Origin of the sequence: Bacillus sp. UNC437CL72CviS29 (assembly GCF_000482345.1) — a bacterium.
GTDB lineage: Bacteria > Bacillota > Bacilli > Bacillales > Bacillaceae_G > Bacillus_A > Bacillus_A arachidis.
Genome location: NZ_AXVB01000005.1, coordinates 177,355 through 196,172 on the forward strand (window position 1 = coordinate 177,355; position 18,818 = coordinate 196,172).

General features: G+C 32.1%; 20 protein-coding genes and 1 riboswitch. Of the genes, 7 read left to right on the forward strand and 13 right to left on the reverse strand.

Annotated features, from left to right (window positions below; all coding sequences use genetic code 11):
- Positions 1-308: 308 nt before the first annotated feature.
- Positions 309-746: a cell wall hydrolase gene (locus M014_RS0106110; RefSeq protein WP_026590926.1), complete on the forward strand. Its 438-nt coding sequence runs from the start codon at positions 309-311 to the stop codon at positions 744-746.
- 136 nt (positions 747-882) lie between these two features.
- Here the strand turns inward: M014_RS0106110 and speD are convergent, their stop codons facing one another.
- On the reverse strand, positions 883-1,749 hold the full coding sequence (gene speD / locus M014_RS0106115; protein WP_026590927.1) for an adenosylmethionine decarboxylase: 867 nt from the start codon (positions 1,747-1,749) through the stop codon (positions 883-885).
- Between the two features lie 239 nt (positions 1,750-1,988).
- Positions 1,989-2,117, reverse strand: coding sequence for a hypothetical protein (locus M014_RS30305; RefSeq protein WP_255260056.1), 129 nt, complete (start codon positions 2,115-2,117; stop codon positions 1,989-1,991).
- A 165-nt stretch (positions 2,118-2,282) separates the two neighbouring features.
- Here M014_RS30305 and M014_RS29550 point away from each other — a divergent pair, with 165 nt between their 5' ends.
- Positions 2,283-2,438, forward strand: coding sequence for a hypothetical protein (locus M014_RS29550; protein ID WP_170833632.1), 156 nt, complete (start codon positions 2,283-2,285; stop codon positions 2,436-2,438).
- Between the two features lie 348 nt (positions 2,439-2,786).
- Positions 2,787-3,119: a hypothetical protein gene (locus M014_RS0106130; RefSeq protein ID WP_026590928.1), complete on the forward strand. Its 333-nt coding sequence runs from the start codon at positions 2,787-2,789 to the stop codon at positions 3,117-3,119.
- A gap of 240 nt (positions 3,120-3,359) precedes the next feature.
- Here the strand turns inward: M014_RS0106130 and M014_RS0106135 are convergent, their stop codons facing one another.
- From M014_RS0106135 to M014_RS0106155, 5 genes are all read right to left on the reverse strand, one after another.
- Positions 3,360-3,959 carry an undecaprenyl-diphosphatase gene (locus tag M014_RS0106135; protein ID WP_026590929.1) on the reverse strand — a complete coding sequence of 200 codons (600 nt, stop codon included), beginning with the start codon at positions 3,957-3,959 and terminating at the stop codon, positions 3,360-3,362.
- Between the two features lie 109 nt (positions 3,960-4,068).
- Positions 4,069-5,496 carry a HAMP domain-containing sensor histidine kinase gene (locus M014_RS0106140; RefSeq protein WP_026590930.1) on the reverse strand — a complete coding sequence of 476 codons (1,428 nt, stop codon included), beginning with the start codon at positions 5,494-5,496 and terminating at the stop codon, positions 4,069-4,071.
- Complete coding sequence (locus tag M014_RS0106145; RefSeq protein ID WP_026590931.1) at positions 5,493-6,167, reverse strand: response regulator transcription factor; 675 nt, start codon at positions 6,165-6,167, stop codon at positions 5,493-5,495. Before M014_RS0106145 ends, M014_RS0106140 begins: the two co-directional genes overlap by 4 nt.
- A 12-nt stretch (positions 6,168-6,179) precedes the next feature.
- On the reverse strand, positions 6,180-6,710 hold the full coding sequence (locus M014_RS0106150) for a hypothetical protein (RefSeq protein WP_026590932.1): 531 nt from the start codon (positions 6,708-6,710) through the stop codon (positions 6,180-6,182).
- A 140-nt stretch (positions 6,711-6,850) separates the two neighbouring features.
- Positions 6,851-7,369 carry a GrpB family protein gene (locus M014_RS0106155; protein ID WP_026590933.1) on the reverse strand — a complete coding sequence of 173 codons (519 nt, stop codon included), beginning with the start codon at positions 7,367-7,369 and terminating at the stop codon, positions 6,851-6,853.
- Between the two features lie 114 nt (positions 7,370-7,483).
- Here M014_RS0106155 and M014_RS0106160 point away from each other — a divergent pair, with 114 nt between their 5' ends.
- A complete protein-coding gene (locus M014_RS0106160) occupies positions 7,484-8,371 on the forward strand; it encodes a serine/threonine protein kinase (protein ID WP_026590934.1) in 888 nt (295 codons plus the stop codon).
- Between the two features lie 100 nt (positions 8,372-8,471).
- Positions 8,472-9,749 carry a sensor histidine kinase gene (locus M014_RS0106165; protein WP_026590935.1) on the forward strand — a complete coding sequence of 426 codons (1,278 nt, stop codon included), beginning with the start codon at positions 8,472-8,474 and terminating at the stop codon, positions 9,747-9,749.
- Positions 9,750-10,382: 633 nt separating this feature from the next.
- Here the strand turns inward: M014_RS0106165 and M014_RS0106175 are convergent.
- Positions 10,383-11,177, reverse strand: coding sequence for an alpha/beta fold hydrolase (locus tag M014_RS0106175; protein WP_026590936.1), 795 nt, complete (start codon positions 11,175-11,177; stop codon positions 10,383-10,385).
- 676 nt (positions 11,178-11,853) lie between these two features.
- Here M014_RS0106175 and M014_RS0106180 point away from each other — a divergent pair.
- Positions 11,854-12,165, forward strand: coding sequence for a hypothetical protein (locus tag M014_RS0106180; RefSeq protein ID WP_026590937.1), 312 nt, complete (start codon positions 11,854-11,856; stop codon positions 12,163-12,165).
- Between the two features lie 243 nt (positions 12,166-12,408).
- On the opposite strand, the gene M014_RS27960 is transcribed toward M014_RS0106180, so the two are convergent.
- The 4 genes from M014_RS27960 to M014_RS0106200 all read right to left on the reverse strand — a co-directional run bounded on the left by M014_RS27960 (position 12,409) and on the right by M014_RS0106200 (position 15,749).
- On the reverse strand, positions 12,409-12,507 hold the full coding sequence (locus M014_RS27960) for a YjcZ family sporulation protein (protein ID WP_016115012.1): 99 nt from the start codon (positions 12,505-12,507) through the stop codon (positions 12,409-12,411).
- 162 nt (positions 12,508-12,669) lie between these two features.
- The gene (locus M014_RS0106190; RefSeq protein WP_035414641.1) at positions 12,670-13,497 is read right to left on the reverse strand and encodes an energy-coupling factor transporter transmembrane component T family protein; all 828 of its coding nucleotides are present in this window, start codon (positions 13,495-13,497) and stop codon (positions 12,670-12,672) included.
- Positions 13,490-15,190 (reverse strand): ABC transporter ATP-binding protein, encoded by a 1,701-nt coding sequence (locus M014_RS0106195; protein ID WP_026590939.1) that lies wholly within the window; start codon positions 15,188-15,190, stop codon positions 13,490-13,492. The genes M014_RS0106190 and M014_RS0106195 overlap by 8 nt, the downstream gene beginning before the upstream one ends.
- 10 nt (positions 15,191-15,200) lie before the next feature.
- On the reverse strand, positions 15,201-15,749 hold the full coding sequence (locus M014_RS0106200; RefSeq protein ID WP_026590940.1) for an ECF-type riboflavin transporter substrate-binding protein: 549 nt from the start codon (positions 15,747-15,749) through the stop codon (positions 15,201-15,203).
- A 137-nt stretch (positions 15,750-15,886) separates the two neighbouring features.
- Positions 15,887-16,002, reverse strand: a riboswitch (SAM riboswitch).
- 157 nt (positions 16,003-16,159) lie between these two features.
- Between M014_RS0106200 and M014_RS0106205 the strand changes: the two genes are divergently transcribed.
- Positions 16,160-16,840, forward strand: coding sequence for an aspartate/glutamate racemase family protein (locus M014_RS0106205; protein WP_026590941.1), 681 nt, complete (start codon positions 16,160-16,162; stop codon positions 16,838-16,840).
- A 73-nt stretch (positions 16,841-16,913) separates the two neighbouring features.
- Here M014_RS0106205 and M014_RS0106210 read toward each other — a convergent pair whose 3' ends face one another.
- The gene (locus M014_RS0106210) at positions 16,914-18,695 is read right to left on the reverse strand and encodes a PAS domain-containing sensor histidine kinase (RefSeq protein ID WP_026590942.1); all 1,782 of its coding nucleotides are present in this window, start codon (positions 18,693-18,695) and stop codon (positions 16,914-16,916) included.
- Positions 18,696-18,818: the final 123 nt, after the last annotated feature.

Sequence of the window (18,818 nt, forward strand, 5' to 3'; positions counted from 1 at the left end):
ATGAACGTTAGTTCTCACTCTGGTCTATGTAAATTTTCTATATTTAGCAACTGATTTGTTTTTTATTTTTCTTATAAATACGGTGCATGAAATTACTTATTGGAGTACCTCCAATACTTCGGACTCTGTACATTGATAGTTTCTTTAATTGCTATTACCAGGATAATAAAAGCATATTTTATTATATGGAGACCCATTCTTTATAAAAATTACTTGTAGAAAATTATCTATGGGAATGCAATTCATTTTTTTAATTCGTGTTTTTTATCCTCTTTACATATATTTGTAAAGAGAAGGGAGGGACAGAAATGAGAATTGCATATACAGATAGTGATGTGGACTTATTAGCTCGTCTAATGAGAGCAGAGGCTGAAGGAGAAGGACAACAAGGTATGTTGGATGTTGGAAATGTCGGTGTGAACAGAGTCATGTGTGATTGTCTAGATTTTAAAGGAATTACAAATATTCAACAAATGGTGTACCAACAGCAAGGTGGAAATTATTCATTCGAAGCTGTAACAAAAGGATATTTTTATCAACGTGCAAGAGAAACTGACAAAGAACTGGCAAGGAAATGCCTAGAGTACTGGAGAGGACATCCCGCAACCAATTCTCTTTGGTTTTTTAATCCCGTAGGAAATTGTCCTCCTGTTTGGTGGGATCAAACATTAGCTGGGCAATACAAAGAACATTGTTTCTACAAACCAAAGAGCATTGATTGCCCCAAAGTATATTCTGGAAAATAACGCTTATTTGATATGGCTTTAAACCCTTTTTATAATTCATTCTCCCTTTCAAAAGTTAAGAAAAAGCCTTGGCTATGTTTCATATACTAGCAGGGCTTTTTCCATTGGTATTTCTCTAATGAATTGTTAAATACGCTTATGAATTATTTGTAGTCCTCTGAAACGAGTTATCATCCAAATCCTCTTCAATTGATCCATGATTCATGTTTTTTCCGTAAAATATTTCATCCATTTCTGTTTTTAATTTTTTTGTAATTTCCTCTCGTTCTTTTACTGGTAACTTCTCTTGTGTATAGCCAAATAGATAGTTGTTTAGGTCAAATTCTTTCAGTTTACATTTTGTGTGAAAGATATGCTCTTGATATACATTGACATCAATCATGTCATAGAGACTTTTCACGTTATTTGGAATATAATTTTGGATGGAACTTATTTCGTGGTCAATAAATAACTTGTTACCTGTTATATCTCTTGTAAATCCTCTAACGCGGTAATCAATGGTCATAATATCAGTATCAAATGAGTGAATAAGATAATTTAATGCTTTAAGGGGGGATATTTCACCGCATGTAGCCACATCAATATCTGCTCTAAAAGTGCTGATCCCCTCATCTGGATGATATTCAGGATACGTATGAACTGTGATATGACTTTTATCTAACTGCATAACAACTGAATCAGGAAGAGGTCCAGGAGATTCAGTGAATGATTCCGTAGGTACTTCTACCACTGGTCCTTCTGATACTAATATAGTTACGCTTGCTCCTTGTGGTACATAGTCCTGTTTAGCGATATTCAGTACATGTGCTCCTATAATGTCTGAGACATTTTCCAAAATTTTAGTTAATCTGTCTGCATTATACTGTTCATCTATGTATTCTATATAAGCTTCTCGTTCTTCTTTTGTTTTTGTATAGCAAATATCATACATGTTAAAACTTAATGATTTTGTTAGGTTATTAAATCCATGCAATTGAATACGTTGTTCTGGTGTTAGTTTCATAATAAAATTCCCCATTCTTTTTTCTGCTCAATAATGTTTTAGAAATCCTTTATGAAATATAGTTCCATTCTACAATTTTTTCATACATTTTCTTTTTGCATTAGAATTACTTGTAATTATTGTATTGTTATAATTTATTCTTATTGTAAAATACGGTAAATGAAATTCAGAATAACAGCCATGTAAAGAATAAAAAAGCTATTTAGAGTAATTTAATATGATTACTCTCAATTAAAACATTATTTATTTAAATCTTTTTTCGTTACTTCACTTCTAACATTCACATCTTTTGAGAATTCAGTATCGTTTTTTAGGTTATTCGGATATTTGTTTTTGCGTTTTCGATTATCATTTCGATTCGTCATCATTGATCCTCCCTCTTATGAACATTCGTACCTATTTTGTACAAAAGGACTGATTTAATACAATATGATTCGTTGATATCAACAACTACTTTACCACTTTTTGTAAACTTTCTTTTTGAAAAAACACTTACTGGTTGGCGCATACTACGTTTATTGGAGGTGACAATCATGGGACACAATCAAAACCCGTTTACAACAAAAAAGCGTACTGCCAACGGGCAATACGATAAAGAAGCACACAGCATCGACAGCCACGGTAACTTTGTACCTAATACTCCAACGAATGACGCTGTTCTTCGCACTGAAAGATCGAAGAACAAATGAAAGAAGCCCTGGATTTTCCCCTGGGCTTTTTCATTTCTAAAAATTATTGATATTGTTTGTCATAAATAACAAGTAAGTGGCATTCCTTTTTTACTGGTCTATCAAGAATACTGTTACCCCTGATTCTATGTGGTCATCCCTCTCTTGCATCAACAATGAATGCTCGAGTATCAATTACAGATGAAAGAAGTCATTTTTGCTACTAGAAACCGTAATAAAATTAATACCAGAAGATTTTATATTGTGTTTACACCCTGCGTAAGTAAGATTCAAAATCCCCCAATTTAATACAATTCGTTCAATGCTTTTCCAAGCTATTTGGACATGTTAAAGAATGAGGTGACAGTTATGAAAAATGAAATATTAAAGTTAGTTCCAGAACCGGTAAAAAAGTTAATCCAGAAGAAAGTTAAAGATAGCAACCGAAGCATTATTGAATTAATTATCGATGATGCGACTGCATATGGACTTGATCCGGAGCAAGTAGTCCCTTGTATCATGGCTGCTTATTATGCTCACCAGTCCACTCATTATCCTAGTAAAATGGAAGATGAATGGATCGGAATCTTAGTCTTCTACACGGCTATACGCTCAGCAATGAAACTTTTATCTTACGGTAAATTTAAAGCAAAGCGATCAGAAAGTGGATGGATGAGATATACAGAGGATGGAATTTCGTGAAACGGCATGGTTGATTAGTACATAATAGATATCCTAAACTTCGCGTAGAAAACGCTTTACAAAAAATGCATTACTAAAGATAAGGTTCAGATACTTTCGCCCCCCCAATAAGCCAATATGTTTTTCTATCCTATTTGATTCTTTATTTTCTAATTAAATATAGTGCGTGAAATTAACATTTATGTGCATGAAAAAGAACCTATCATTTATGATTAGGTTCTTTTCTAGTGACTTCTAGGATTAAAGTGTATGATTATATTTCGATAATAATGGAATTCGTTTCGAAACGGATCCATAGATTCTAAATACCATTTGTATGAATGGCTCTAATTTCCGTGTACTTTGCATTACTATGCCACAAGTTATAAATGACAGGAATGCTCCACCAATTATATCTGCTGGATAATGGACACCAACGTAAATACGTGAAACTCCAACTAGTACTGCCCAAATTAATGCGATATATTTTAACCTTTCTCCTCTCAATAACATTGTAAATGCTATTGAGAATAAGAGTACAGAATGATCACTTACAAATGATGAATCTACTGCATGTGGTACTAATTGATGAACATGATAAGTTACAAAAGGTCTTGCATGATAATATACTGCATGAATAAAAACATTTAATAACAATGAAACTCCAACTGTAAGAACAGCATATACAACAGTATATTGTTTTTGAATTGCCATTTCTTTTTTTGCATTACTAAACCATAAAATAAGCATAAAAAGAGCTGCCACATAAAGCGCGCTATTTGTAATCATAATCATGAACTTATCTAAAATGCTTGAGGTTCCTGCTAAATTATTAATCCATTGAAATACTGTGTAGTTCATACCCGCTCTCTCCTTATTTTCATTACATTCGTACTTTAAAGAAGTACAAGTTTTATCGCTTTACACAGTATACAACAGCAATATGAAAATACCTTAAAACTTTTCTCATCTATTTCTCATTTTTATGTGCGACATAAGGAAACGAAATTGTAACTGATGTACCTTCTTTTTCCTTACTTTCTAATATAATATTTCCATTATATTTTTCTATAAGTCGTTTTGCGATGGAAAGCCCTAGGCCATTTCCCCCCTCCTTACGACTCCTTGCTTTATCTACTCTATAAAAACGATTAAGTACATATGGTAAATCTGATTCGGGTATTCCGACGCCATGATCTATAATACGTATGATAATATTTTCAGTTTGTATATTCGTTTGAATACAAATGTATTTATCATTTGTTTTGGTATATTTAATTGCGTTATCTAGTATGATAATTATTATTTGCTCTAAGTAAGGTGCTGGTATAGCCGCATAAGCCTCTTCGGCATATAATTGTATATCAAATTCAAATTCGGTTTGAAGAACTTCAAAATTTTGGATTACTTGTTTTAACACAGTATTTACATGTACAAGCTCGACTGATGATGCAGGAATTTGCTCCGATTCTGTTCTGGATAACTCTAATAATTCTGAAACTAACTTATTCAATCGATCCACTTCTTTCAAACTAGATTGAAGTGATTTTTGTAAAATAACAGGATCATCCTTTCCCCAACGGTTTAACATGGATAAATGTCCTTGAATAATTGTAAGAGGTGTTCGAAGTTCATGTGAAGCATCTTCAACAAACTGCTTTTGTTGTAAAAAAGATCTTTCTACATCATCCATTAGTTCATTAAATAGAAAGCCTAACTTCGCAAGTTCATCATTATTTTCTCGTACGGGAACTCTTTCTTTTAATCCGTTTGTTTTAATTCGATTCATCGTATCAGTTATATTCTGAACACTTAATAAAAGTTGTTTAGCAATAATCCTCCCACCTAAAAAACTAAGTATAAGTCCACCAATACCAGCTGCAACCATTACAACGAAAATAATTTTTAACAAGTGATCGAAGGCCTCTAAATTTTCTCCAACCTCAATTGTCCCCTTAAATGTCACTGTTTGAATTGGCATCCGTTCTATTAATATCCTATCTTCTAAGTGTCTCTTTATATAAGTTTCAGGCTGAGTAACCGCTTTAGGAGAAGCCCACTTCGGATTAAAATCACGAGAAACTGAGACAACTGGTTGTCCATCTTTATCTAAAATTCGAATAATCTGATGCTTATCATTCATATTATTAAGAAAGTCCTTACTGTTTTCAATCGTTTGGTTAGAAAGTGTTTCTTTTTTATCAGTAAAATATGCTGCTATTTCTTTTACTTGCCTGTTCATTTGTTTCTTTTCATATTCTACTGACCACTGATTAATCACAATAAACTGTAAAATATTATATAAAGCGAATAAGATAAATAATAACGTGGTTGACCAAAGAGTTAGTTTCCATTTTATCGGAAGGTGTCGAATGCGCTGTACAAAATCTTTAATCATCTCATCACATACCCAGCTCCTCTAACAGTCTGGATATACTCCTCCTTATCTATCCCATGTAATTTGTTTCGTAAATAGCGAACATATACATCAACAATATTTGTTTCCACAATCGCATCGTAACCCCACACTTGCTCTAAAAGTATATCTCGTGTAAGCACTCTGTTAATATTCTTCATAAACGTGAGTAATAACTCAAATTCTTTGTTCGTTAATTCAATGATCTCATCATTTTTTCTTAGCGTTCTTGATTCTACATGTAACTGTAAATCTTTAAAAGCAAGCAATAGTGTTGACTTACTTTCTTCTTTTTGTTCGCGTCTAAATATAACTCGTATTCTTGCCAGGAGTTCTTCAATTGCAAATGGTTTCGGTAAGTAATCATCAGCACCGCTATCTAATCCTGTAACGCGATCCATAATACTATCACGCGCTGTTAACATAATAATGGGAGTATTCTTTGTCGCACGCAGTCTACGACATACTTCAATTCCACTCAGTCCCGGTAACATCAAATCAAGAAGTATAATATCATAGTTCTTCTCTAGGGCTGCTTCCAATCCTTTTCGCCCATCATATTGTACCTCTACTGCATATCCTTCATATTTTAATTCTAATTCTAAAAATTCAGCTAAACTTTCTTCATCTTCAATTATTAATATGTGATGCAATTTTAATTCCTCCTATAGCATTAAATGAATTATCAATCCTAATCCAAATAAAATCGCAATCATTTGATGTAAGTTTCGATATAATACCGATTTATTTCTGTTTTTACTCCTATTCAAAAGAATTCCAACAGAGCTCAGTAATACTAAAATGCAAAAAGTAAATATACCACTGTAAATCTGTATCATGTGGTGACTTCCCTTTATAAAAAAATAAACTCCATGTGTTGTTGCAACAGCTAATACAGCATAACCAATAAACATATGATATTTCTTTGCTAACATATATAACTCTTTCATATACTTAAATTTGGATATTTTATTTTTGTGCAAAAATAACCAAATATGGTGTAAAAACCAAAGCGATATAGCTGCAATCGTGCCATATTCACCAAGAGATCCAAGAGTTTTATTTACACTTTTTAATTCTATTTGATCTCCTAGCATAAAATTTGCGATATATACCATAACACTAAATGCAATAACACAAACTCCTATAACTTTTATAAACAAATGAAAAATTTGACTTCCGAACATTTTCTTCATTTTGCATCCCTCTTTCAATTTCAAAACATCACTACATTCCAAATTGTAGCAATCAAAAAAGAAAAAAGAATGAAAGAAAGATTAGAATAAGATGAGAAATACTTTATGTGAACTAAAAATCAAATTTCCCACCTTAATTTTTATATGTATAGATTTTCTTTCGCCAGTGCAATGATCTTTTGAATAAAAGGTTCTTTGGCATTAGTATATGACACTCGATCAAATGGATACTTCATGGCAAGCTCTTGTTTTAATTGTCTGTATTCAATATGTGCCCATTCATGATTTCTCATAAAATCACGAAATAATAAATTGTTCTTCCACTCTTGACCACCGTATGTATAAACGTGTAAATGATGTGTACCTGCTCTCCATTTCCCTTTTCTAAAAAAACGTCTCTGTGGAAAGTGCTTATGAAATACATATTCATATCCTATTGTTTGCAATGGTTCTATCCAACGATCAACCAAATTTAAATTTTTAACACCTATCATCATATCAATGATGGGTTTAGCATCTAAACCTTTTATTGACGTACTTCCAATATGTTCGATTGCTATAATTTCTTTTTTTAGTAGTGCAACAAATTTCTTTTTCTCTTCTACAAATTCCTTATGCCAATTTATATTATATGGTTCAATGGTTATTTGTTTATCCATTTTTCACCTTCCATTTGAATTACTTAGCCTTCTAACTAAGTAAAACAGGTTTTTTCATTATCTTTCTTGAATATAATAATATTTAATCTAATTATATAGAATACGAGGTGCAAAATGAACGGAATTCCGATTACAATTCATTTAAATGATGTCACTTTTCAATTAAAAGAGCAACACGACTTCAATTGGCTTGCCAGTCTTGGAAAAATATTTGCAGTCTTTGATCAACAAGATTCAGGGAATATTTGCTTTGGTATCGAAAAAAATGGAAAGAAGATGCTTGTTAAATTTGCTGGAGCAAAAACAATGAATTATGCAGGTAATCCAGCAGATGCAATAGTAACTCTTAAACAAGCTATGTTACTTTATGAAGAGTTAAAACATAACTATTTAGTTGAATTGATAGACCATTTTGAAGTGCAGAATGGTTATGTAGCAATCTTTAATTGGTTTAACGGGGAATGCCTTCATTCACATTGTTCATTTCCAACACCAACAAATTACAGTGATCCAAATTCTCCATTTTATCGCTATAAACAATTATCAATTGAAGAGCGTCTTACTTCACTCGATCATATTTTTTCTTTCCATGTACATGTTGAAAGAAAAAACTATGTAGCAATAGATTTTTATGACGGAAGTATTTTATATGATTTTAAAACAAACAAAATAAAAATTTGTGATATCGACTTATATAAAAAGAAACCCTATATCAATACAATGGGAAGACTTTGGGGATCATCACGATTTATGTCACCAGAGGAATTCGAGCTTGGCGCAGTAATTGATGAGAAAACAAATGTATTTAATATGGGGGCAACCGCTTTTGTGTTATTAGGAGGCGGACGCAATCACACTTTCGCTAAATGGGAAGCAGGAAAAGAATTGTATGACGTAGTATCGCGTGCGGTAGACAAAAATAGAAATCAACGCTATACATCAGTTGAAGAGTTTTATTTAGAATGGGAATTTGCGCGTAACAAAATGAGTATGAAAAAGTAATCCTCCTTCATTGTAGTAAAATAATTAATACATGAAGAAGTTATGTTTTTTCTGTATAATAACTTATAGTATCGAAAACTACAATAATGAGGCATGCTAGATGGATTTTATATATATCAATCAAAACGTATTAAATAATTTGCTTTACATTTTAATTAGCGTCTTTGTTTTTTACTTTCTATATAATAATAGAATATTTTTCAAAAAATACAAAAAAACACTTATTGTTATTTGCACTAGTGTACCATTAATTTTATGCATGAAATTCCCTATATACATCGATGAAAATTGTGTTCATGATTTGAGACAAATCCCATTTTTAATAGGTACACTTTATGGCGGTTTACCAGTTGGAATTGCTTTATTATCTATCATGCTATTGATTCGGTTTGTTTTTTACGGTGTTAACTTTTTAACAGTTATTGTTTATATTACCATGCTTATTTTTACTGCCTATTATTCTTCTAAATTCAATCAATTAAGCAGAAGAAAAAAGCTTATTATATCAATGATTTTACCTTTTTTCCTTGCTTTACTTACAACCTTTATCGCTGTAGTTTTATCGGATTTCCCAATTACAAAATTATATATCGCTTATTTTATTATACTGCCTCCTATTATCATGTTATTTGTTGTGTATATAAATGAAGTTTTAAGAGATGCCGTTATTATGCGGTCAAAACTAGTAAAAATGGAGAAGATGGAGATTGTGAGTCAACTTGCTGCGAGTATTTCACATGAAGTAAGAAATCCTCTTACCGTAGTAAAAGGCTTTACTCAACTCCTTAAAACTCCAAATTTATCACAAGAATCGCGCGAACAATATATTGAACATATTCTTGGAGAACTAAACCGCGCGCAGGTTATCATTGATGACTACTTAACATTTGCTAAGCCGGCATCACAAAAAATTGATAACATTGTAATAGATCAAGAATTAAAAAGAGTAATAAGTATGATGATGCCATTATGTAATATGAATTCTATAAATGTTTCTGAGAAATTAGAAACAGGTTCCATCACCGGGAATACACAACATTTTCAGCAATGCTTTTTAAACTTAATAAAGAACAGTATAGAAGCGATGCCAAACGGCGGAAAACTAAGTGTCAAATCATCTGTTTGTGAAAACAAAATTACTATTGTCATTAAAGATAGTGGAATTGGTATGACACAAGAGCAAATCAACCGATTTGGGGAACCTTATTTTAGTACAAAAACAAAAGGAACAGGTTTAGGTACGATGGTTGCATTGAAAATTATTGAAACGATGAATGGTACTTTAGATATAAATAGTGTTGTTAATAAAGGAACCACTTTAACGATTACATTTCCACAAAGTAATGAGATTACTAAAAACACTAACATGTTGATTTAAAAGGGGCTCCTATGCTCCTTTTTATTTTTGACTCTATAAAGGAGACATATTGGTTTTTGATGGGATATACAATGTTCGAGGGATTCATTTTTCAGATGAGCCTTACTGTTTCCTCAATTTATTTTGGTGTATATCACTGGTTTTCTTACGGTTTATTTGAAAGTTTTGTTCCAATAATCCTTATCTTTTTAACAACAGCATTCTCTGGCTTTGTATAAGCATATGCTTTTCAAAAAATAAAATCGATGCTCTACTACCTATTTGACTTCATTTTGGATGGAATTTCACGCTCAATCAAATTTTTTCCAAAAGATCCATTAAGATAGCAGTTTTTCATCCCTGTAAAAGGTCTTGACTATCCCCATCTTGTAGATATTCCTTCTTTACTCCATTTTTTATTACCTAACATAGTTGTATCACTACTCACATATGTACTGATTAGGTTTTACATTCAAAAGACTCAATCAGTATCAATCACCAGTATACAAAAATAATTCAACATATTTAGGAAAAATAACTCTTGAATGATCCCTACTCTTTAACATATCAATTATAAAAAGGAGCATGGTAGCTCCTTTCTCATTAAATCTTTGGAGCAATAAACACATATAACTTCGAAATCAATATGTTTTTTTATGGATAAATAAAAAGATTCATATCAGTATGAATAAAAGCAAACTGCTGAATCATTTCATTTAGGCACTTCGCTGCTTTTGTAGGAATTTGATGCTTTACGTGATCAATGAATTTTAATTCATTACATGGCAATTTTTCATGCAATAATTTGGCATGACTATAAAATACTTTATCCTTCTTACCATACACCAATAAAACCGGATGCTGAATATTTCTAAGCTGATTCGTACAATTATAATGCAAACTATAACGATAATACTGCCAGATATTTTTGGCATTCCCTTTTCGCGCTTCTTTAAACATCTGTATGAACAATTTATGTGTATTTGAGTTACTCCATGAAATAGACCATGCTAAAAATGAAACTGCCCCCGCTTTTGCCAGTTTCATGCCAAGTGAAATCTTATTCTTTAGATACCCATCCCTCACTTCTGACATTCCCCCAATTAGAATAGCCCCTAACACTTTTTCAGCAAAAGCCAATAAAAATTCTAATGCGATAGAGCTTCCAGTCGAATATCCACATACAAATGCTTTCTTAATTTCCAAATGATCCAACAAACATCTAATGTCTTCAGCAATCAGTGGATAGGTAATCGGTTGTTCTGAATACTGACTTCTTCCGTGCCCTCTAATATCAAAAGCAATCACCTTAAAATTTCGAGATAATTCCTCTATTTGATACTCAAAATTCACACAAGTAAGTACAGGAGGATGAATAAAAACAATAGGAACCCCTTTTCCCTTAACGATATAATACAGACTACTACCGTCCACATTCAACATTGGCATATATGTAATCACCTCAACAATCTAAAATCATTTCCAACTCTTTTTCTAGAAAAAGATATCTCTAAAAATAATGCATACTAAAATTCATTTTAGTACATGAGTATTTCCATTTGTTAGCTATAAGCGTCAATATTATTTTGTTATACGTTCCTGATAACGTTAAAGCCGATTCTCGTTTAAAAAATGAATTTAGTCGCTTCTCAAGTTTTTCTTTTTATTTAGTTTAAAAAACAGATGATATGTTATGCAATAAATAACCTTGTGTAGTGTAGTACACTTGACGATGTGTCTCTTCACTCATTTCTGTTATTATGTGGCACTTCTTTTTTTCTATTCCGGCAACTATTTAGAATAAATTACAATGCATTTTGTTCTATAAATGACATAGAAAATGAATATCATTCCTTTTCAACTCATTTTCAATATACTTCATCTCATTGATTAAAAAACATTATGTAAACAAATGAACTTTAAATCCTAAAAACCCAATTGACCTGTACATGTTTTCCTTTGGAATGAGGGAGCCTGCAAGTACACTTAGGGTTTTTAGGAAAAAAGAATTAAGAAATATTAGCATACATTAGCATCATAAATTTCTATAAAATATTGCAACATAAATCATATGGAATTAAACTTAGTGTTTCTTTTTCCTAATTATTTTTACAGGGGGTAAAAAATGAATACTCTTAACTTCTTGATGTCACTATTCAATTCTGGAAGAAGAACTCAGCAAATGTTTAAATTATTTAGAAATAGACGGAATAACAATAGAAGCTGGATTTGGTTCTCTTTACTAGGATTAGGAACAGTTTTTAGTGTAGTAGCAACACGTAATTCAAATATGATGAACCCTATTCAACGTTTATTCCAAGGTGTTCAAAATACGACAAAAACATTTATTCCATCCAAAGTAAATTTGACAAATGTAGAGTTTGCCGATGAAATTATGCCTAACAGTCAAAAGAAACCAGGGAATCAAAACCAATAACTATCGTGAATAATAAAAACTCGCCTTTTAATCACAAATATTTACAATGAAAAAGTATGTAAATTCAACAATTTTTTTGAAGGTTCACTTTGTTATTTCGGTAAAATTTCAATATAAAAAGGAGCATGATAGCTCCTTTTTCGGATTGAATCTCGTATTGATACTAAAAAGTACCTTTAATAGTTTTTCTAATTACATAATTCTGTGACGAATGATTAAATAAATGGATAGTTTTTAATACCCTCAACCCCAGCAGCTGCATCCAACAATAATTAATAAAATAAATAGCACAACTAATAATGCAAAACCTCCACCAAAACCACAAGAACCACCGAAACTCATGTTTTCTCCTCCTTTTAGTATAAAACTAATGAATAAATTGATTGTTTATTAACGGGTTCGTATTATACAGTATGTTTTTATATGATTTTTGAGCATGTCTTGGCTAAATTTAAAAAGACACTTCGCGAGTGCCTAAATTTTATCTGTATAACATCGAGAAACTTAAAGTGGATACCAAAACCCTTTAAAAATATTAAACTTTAGGTAAATGGCAAATACTAAAATGATAATGCCGATAATGAATCCTATATAATCCTCTTGTTTTGCTTTTGTTGTAAAATACCATGTTCGTTTCTCTTTTTTTCCGAATCCGCGTAAATCCATTGCATTTGAAACAGTATCAATTCGCTCTAAAGAGTGAGTAACAAGTGGCCAAAAGATGAGTATCCGGTTTTTAATACGTTCCCAAAAATCCGCTTCTCCTCTTTCAAATGGTACACCTCTTGCTTCTTGAGCGTGCTTAATCAATTGGTATTCCGCTTGTATATTCGGTATGTAGCGAAGCGCGATATTTATCGCGTAGGCAATCTTATACGGTAATCCAATTTTATATAGACTGCTAGCGAACTCGCTTGGATGCGTTGTGTATATGAAAATAAGTGTAAATGGTAATAATGTAAAATACTTTAATGAGAGCGTAAGAGCATAAAAGAGTGTTTCAAACGTGATAGTAGCATATCCAATATACAAAAATGCTGTACTTGTACCAGTTAACTCAGATCCATGGGTTGGTGTAATCAATAAAATCATCAATGAATTTAGCATACTAAATGTGAAAATAACACTAAATATAATTACAATTTTTTTAAAAGGGATTTTAGCAATCACTAACCCTAAACAACCAATGAAAAACAAGCATAATAAAATACGAAAATCAAAAAATATAAATGTAAGAGTCATCCAAATTATAAATAACAACAATTTAATTGCGCCGTCCATACGATGAAAATATGTATAATTATCTATATAAAATAAATCTGATTTATTCATAATCTCCCCTCCTTTTTGCCTCCATATACATTTGTACAAAAACTTCTGGATAAGGGACTTTACTCAATTTTACTAATGTTATTAGCGAACTTTCCCCTAAATTAGATTGTTGTAATACTTCGCTATTTGTTAATACATTTGAAACAGTACCATCAGCAAGTATTTTCCCTTTATCGAGGACAACTGCACGGTCTGCATATTCTAAAGCTAGGTTCATATCATGTGTAATAAAGATGAATGATATTCCTTGTATCGCTAATAGACTTATACAGGACATAAATTGTTGATAATGAAAATAATCTTGTCCTGCTGTTGGCTCGTCTAAGATGATAAGCTTCGGATCTCTTGTTAAAACCGATGCAATAGTAAGCCTCTTTTTTTGTCCGTAACTTAACGCTTGAATTGGCCAATTTCGAAATGGATATAATCCACAAATTCGCAATACCTCTTCCACTCGTTTATTTATTTCTGCGCTAGAAACTTTCTTTAATTTTAATGAGAAAGCAACTTCATCCCAAACAGTAGATTGTGTAATCATGTGATTAGGATTTTGCATGACATAGGAGATCACTTCTCCACGCTTTCGGATAGACCATGAACTTATATTTTCATTATCAAATACAATCTCTCCTTTCTTCGTTTTGTTCATTCCCGTTAATGTATGTGCAAATGTAGATTTACCTGCACCATTATGGCCTAATAACGCTACAATTTCTCCTCTTTGTATAGAGAGTGATATGTCCCTTAATGTAAAATCTTTGTGCGAATATGAAAATGATATATTTTCTATTTCGCATAAGATTTCTTTTTTAGGTTGTTTTTTAGACATAGTAGAATGTAACATCCATTGCTTGATCGCTTTATTCACTTTCTCATGATCTAGCGTTTCAATTGGATATAATTCTTCATTTAAAGTATTCATTTTTATATTTTTTAACGCTTCAATATATACAGGCTCTCTTAACCCTATTTTTTGTAGCATGTTTGTTTGTAAAATTTTTTCTGGCGAATCAATTGCTACAATTTTTCCTTCTTCTATTAATATGATTTTATCAAGGTCTAACTTTAGTATTTCTTCTATTCTATGCTCAATAATAACAACTGTTTTATTAAATTGTTGATGCACCTTTCGTATAAGTTCTACTGTTTTCAAACTACTCATGGGGTCTAAGTTTGCTAATGGCTCATCAAATAGTAATATGTCAGCATGTGTTGTTAACAGTCCTGCAAGAGAAACAGTTTGTTTTTGACCACCAGATAATTCATGTGGGCTTCGTGAATGAAACGTATGCATCTGTACTTTCTGTAGTGAGTCCATAACAACGGCCTTCATCTTCTCCTGTTCTACACAATCGTTTTCTAATGAAAAAGCAACATCTTCTCCTACGGTTAAACCAATAAACTGAGAATCTTGATCTTGTAAAATAGTTCCTACATGCTTGCTTTGTTCAAAAATACTGCCTTTTCGCGGATCCTTACCACATATTGAAATGTTCCCAGTACTTGATCCCTCATATGAAAAAGGGATAAGCCCATTTATACAATGGGCCAATGTTGACTTTCCTGATCCACTTCGACCGGCAATCAATACTTTTTCGCCTGGGTAAATACGGAATGTAACATCCTTTAAAGTAGGTTCTGTCACTTGTTTATATTGAAATGTAAATTGTTCAAAGGAAATAATCGGCTTCATAATAATCTCCCTACTTTTCAATCTTCAAATGTGTATGTTTTTTATTTGCTTTCGCTAATCCCAGTGTGATTGGTAAACCTAGAATTAAGAATACAAGGATATCTGCAATCGTTGCACCAAGTACTTGAATAACAATTTTATCCAAAGGTTCACCCATAATGATAATATCAAAAGCACCAGCAAATATCATTGCAACGACAATCCCAATTAAACCTGTTATAGCAAAATATGAAATATCTCTATTACGAAATATTCCATTTTTCACACTGAAACTTGCTCGTTTTTGTACAAGTCCCATCGTAAATCCAATAATACCTGAGCTAAGTACCCATCCCCACCATACTCCCCATCCAGCGATGGTATCTGTCACCGTATGACCGATAAGACCAATCAAAAGTCCTGCAAATGGCCCGAAAATCGCACCAAATATTGTTAATATAGCCAAAGCAGGCTTGATAAATGTGTTTGGTGCAATTGAAAATCCCCATAGACCTAATACACCATATATTGCAGAACCGATTCCAATTGCTACGACTAATTTTGTAGATAATTTGTTCATATGAATTCTCCTCTCATTTTAGTGAGTTTCTATTAGTCCTATGTAAAAAAACATTGAATTATGAGCCTTCACTTCCTTTCTTCCCAATAAAAAATGACCTCTGCTATAAGAGGCCATTTGCATATGAATATATGATCCTCTTATCTTTCAAAAGACAATATGTCCTTTGCGGAATTAGCACCTTCCTATTTTGTAGTAAATAAGGGTTGCTGAGGTTTCATCGGGCCGTTCCCTCCACCTCTCTAGATAAGTATTCGTTTGTAACTTGTATTATTGCATTAACGCAAATTAATCCCAACACTTTTCCTACTATTTTTATTTTTCGAAAAATAAACAATTAAAACATTGTATTCTTATCGGAATTATGGAATAATAAGTTAAATAAAGCATGTTTACGGGAGGGATTTGACATGAAAATAATCGGATTAATTGGTGGATTAAGCTGGGAATCAACGTCTCTTTATTATAAACATATTAATACACTAACTCTATCTCAGTATAATCAAAATGCAAAGCTTGTCCTTTATAGCATGGATTTTGGCGAAGTGACGAATTTATTACAAAATCAACAATATGAAGAAGTGCAAAAACAACTCGTTCAAGTAGCAAAAAAAATAGAGAATTCTGGTGCAGATTGTATACTTATGTGCTCAAATACAGTACATCAATTTGCGGAAGAAGTAGAACAAGCAATCTCTATTCCCCTTCTCCACATTGGTGATGTAAGTGCTGAAGAAATTGTTGAACACGATGTGAAACGAATTGGTTTACTTGGAACAAAACAAACAATGGAACAGGAATTTTATAAAACAAGATTAGCTAATTATGGAATTGAAACAATGATTCCGAAAGAAGATGACCGAAATTTCATTCATAATGTCATTCTCTATGAATTAAGTAAAGGAATTATTTCAAAGCAGTCCAAAGTACGTTTCTTACAAATCATTCAAAAACTTATTGAAAATGGTGCAGAAGGAATTTTATTAGGTTGTACTGAAATTCCGTTACTCATTTCACAAAAAGATCTTTCTATTCCTGTATTTGATACTGCTTTTTTACATGCTAAAACTGCAGTACAATTCGCTGGATAACAAAGAAAAGAGGCTATCTTATAGGGTGATAAGATGACCTCTTTTCTTTACCGTCAATGGAAATTAATCTCGATTACAAAGCCTTTGTTATAGATGGCATCGCTGAATGAGAAGTAACCTGCTCACTTTGAAACATAGGTAAATAAATTGTAACTGATGTTCCTACTCCTACCTCACTCATTATGCTAATTCTTCCTTGATGACTTTCAATAATTTTATAACTGAGCATTAGCCCAATGCCAGTTCCTTTTTCTTTCGTACTATAAAAAGGTTCACCAAGTCTTTTTATTCTTTCTTCAGGAATTCCTAAGCCCTCATCAACTATATTAATAATAACCTCCTCACGCTCTGATTTTTTCACGTAAATAGATATTTCTCCTCCATCTGGCATTGCTTCAATTGAGTTTTGTAAAATATTAATAAAGACTTGTTTTAATTGATTTTCACAACAATCAATGATTAATTCTTTTGATTCTATATGAAGATTAATTTGAATATTTGTCATGATTGCCTTCGTATTGATTAACGAAACGACATTTTTTAATATGAAACAGAGATTCTTCTTTTCAGTTGGAATAACATCAGTTTTTGCAATCGATAAAAACTCATGAAGTATAGCTTCAATTCTTTCAATTTCTGATAGCATAAGTTCAAAATATTTATCTTGGTCTGCTTGATTAATTTGAAATAATTGAATAAATCCTTTAATCACAGTCAATGGATTTCGGACTTCATGGGCTACCCCTGCAGCTAATTGTCCAATTGCCGCAAGTGTATCTGATTTATTCAATAACTCTTCAGTCTTTTTACGTTCCGTAATATCACGGACAATAATCATGACCTTATCTTTTAACAATGGTAAACATCTAGCTTCAAAGAAACTAATACTGCCCTTAAGTGTGAGTGGGTATTCAACAATAACAGTTGATTCTTTATGCTGCACTTGGTGAATTGCTTCACGAAATTGCTGTGCAACGGGTGAAGGCAAGACCTCATAAAACTTTTTCCCCATAAAAGATTCTGCCGGTACGTAAAACTTAGCTGGCGAACCGGCTTTATAATCTATAATTGTTCCATCAGCCTCGGTTAAAAAGCACAAATCAGGTAATGCTTTGAAAATAAGCTCTAGTTCAGATGTTTGTTGCTTTAATTGCTCTTCAATTCCTTTTCGATGAGTAATATCAACTCCAACTGCCCAATAGCTATAGCCAGGTACTGGGAACTGTTCTGAAATATTTGACCACATGATTGTTTTTATTTCTCCATTTTTGCATGTTAAATTCATTTCCCAATCTCGAAAACTTTTTCCACGAACCGAAAATTTCTTTTGCATTTGCTTGCGATAACTTTCATCAGGGTATAGCAGTTCAAGCGCTTTTGGATTCCCAACGATTTCTTCTGCAGCATAACCTGTTACGAGCTCACATTCCCGGTTCCATAATATAAATTTTCCATTTTTATCAAGAGCATCAACCATAATGGGCATATTTTGTAAGATTGTGTGTAGCTGTTCTTCTTTTTGAGAAAGTAAATGTATATTTTTTGTTTGGTTTTGAAGTTTATTCATTGCACTATCTACAATGAGTTTTGAAAGCATTTCGAAGTATTTTTGACAAGTAAGAATGTCATTTTTTATTGAACAGGCAACAAATGAACCAAGATGTTGCTCATGTAAAAAAAACGGAATTTCAATCTTTGTAAGTTGTTTATTTTCTTCTCGATTCATACCAAATGAAAAAACACATGCCATATTTTGATCAAGAAGTTGATGTGAAATGTTTGTTAATTTATAAAATTGTTCTGCCATGGTTTCTATTGTGTTTACATCAATGAGTTCCAATAGCCGAGCATTCATTCTCTTTCCACCTCTATATGTAAATTTAATACCAATTTTTAATCACGCTTCTCCATTATACGAATAATGTTCTCATAGGTATATAGCAAGAGCATAATTATTCAAATAAATTTTATTTTTCAA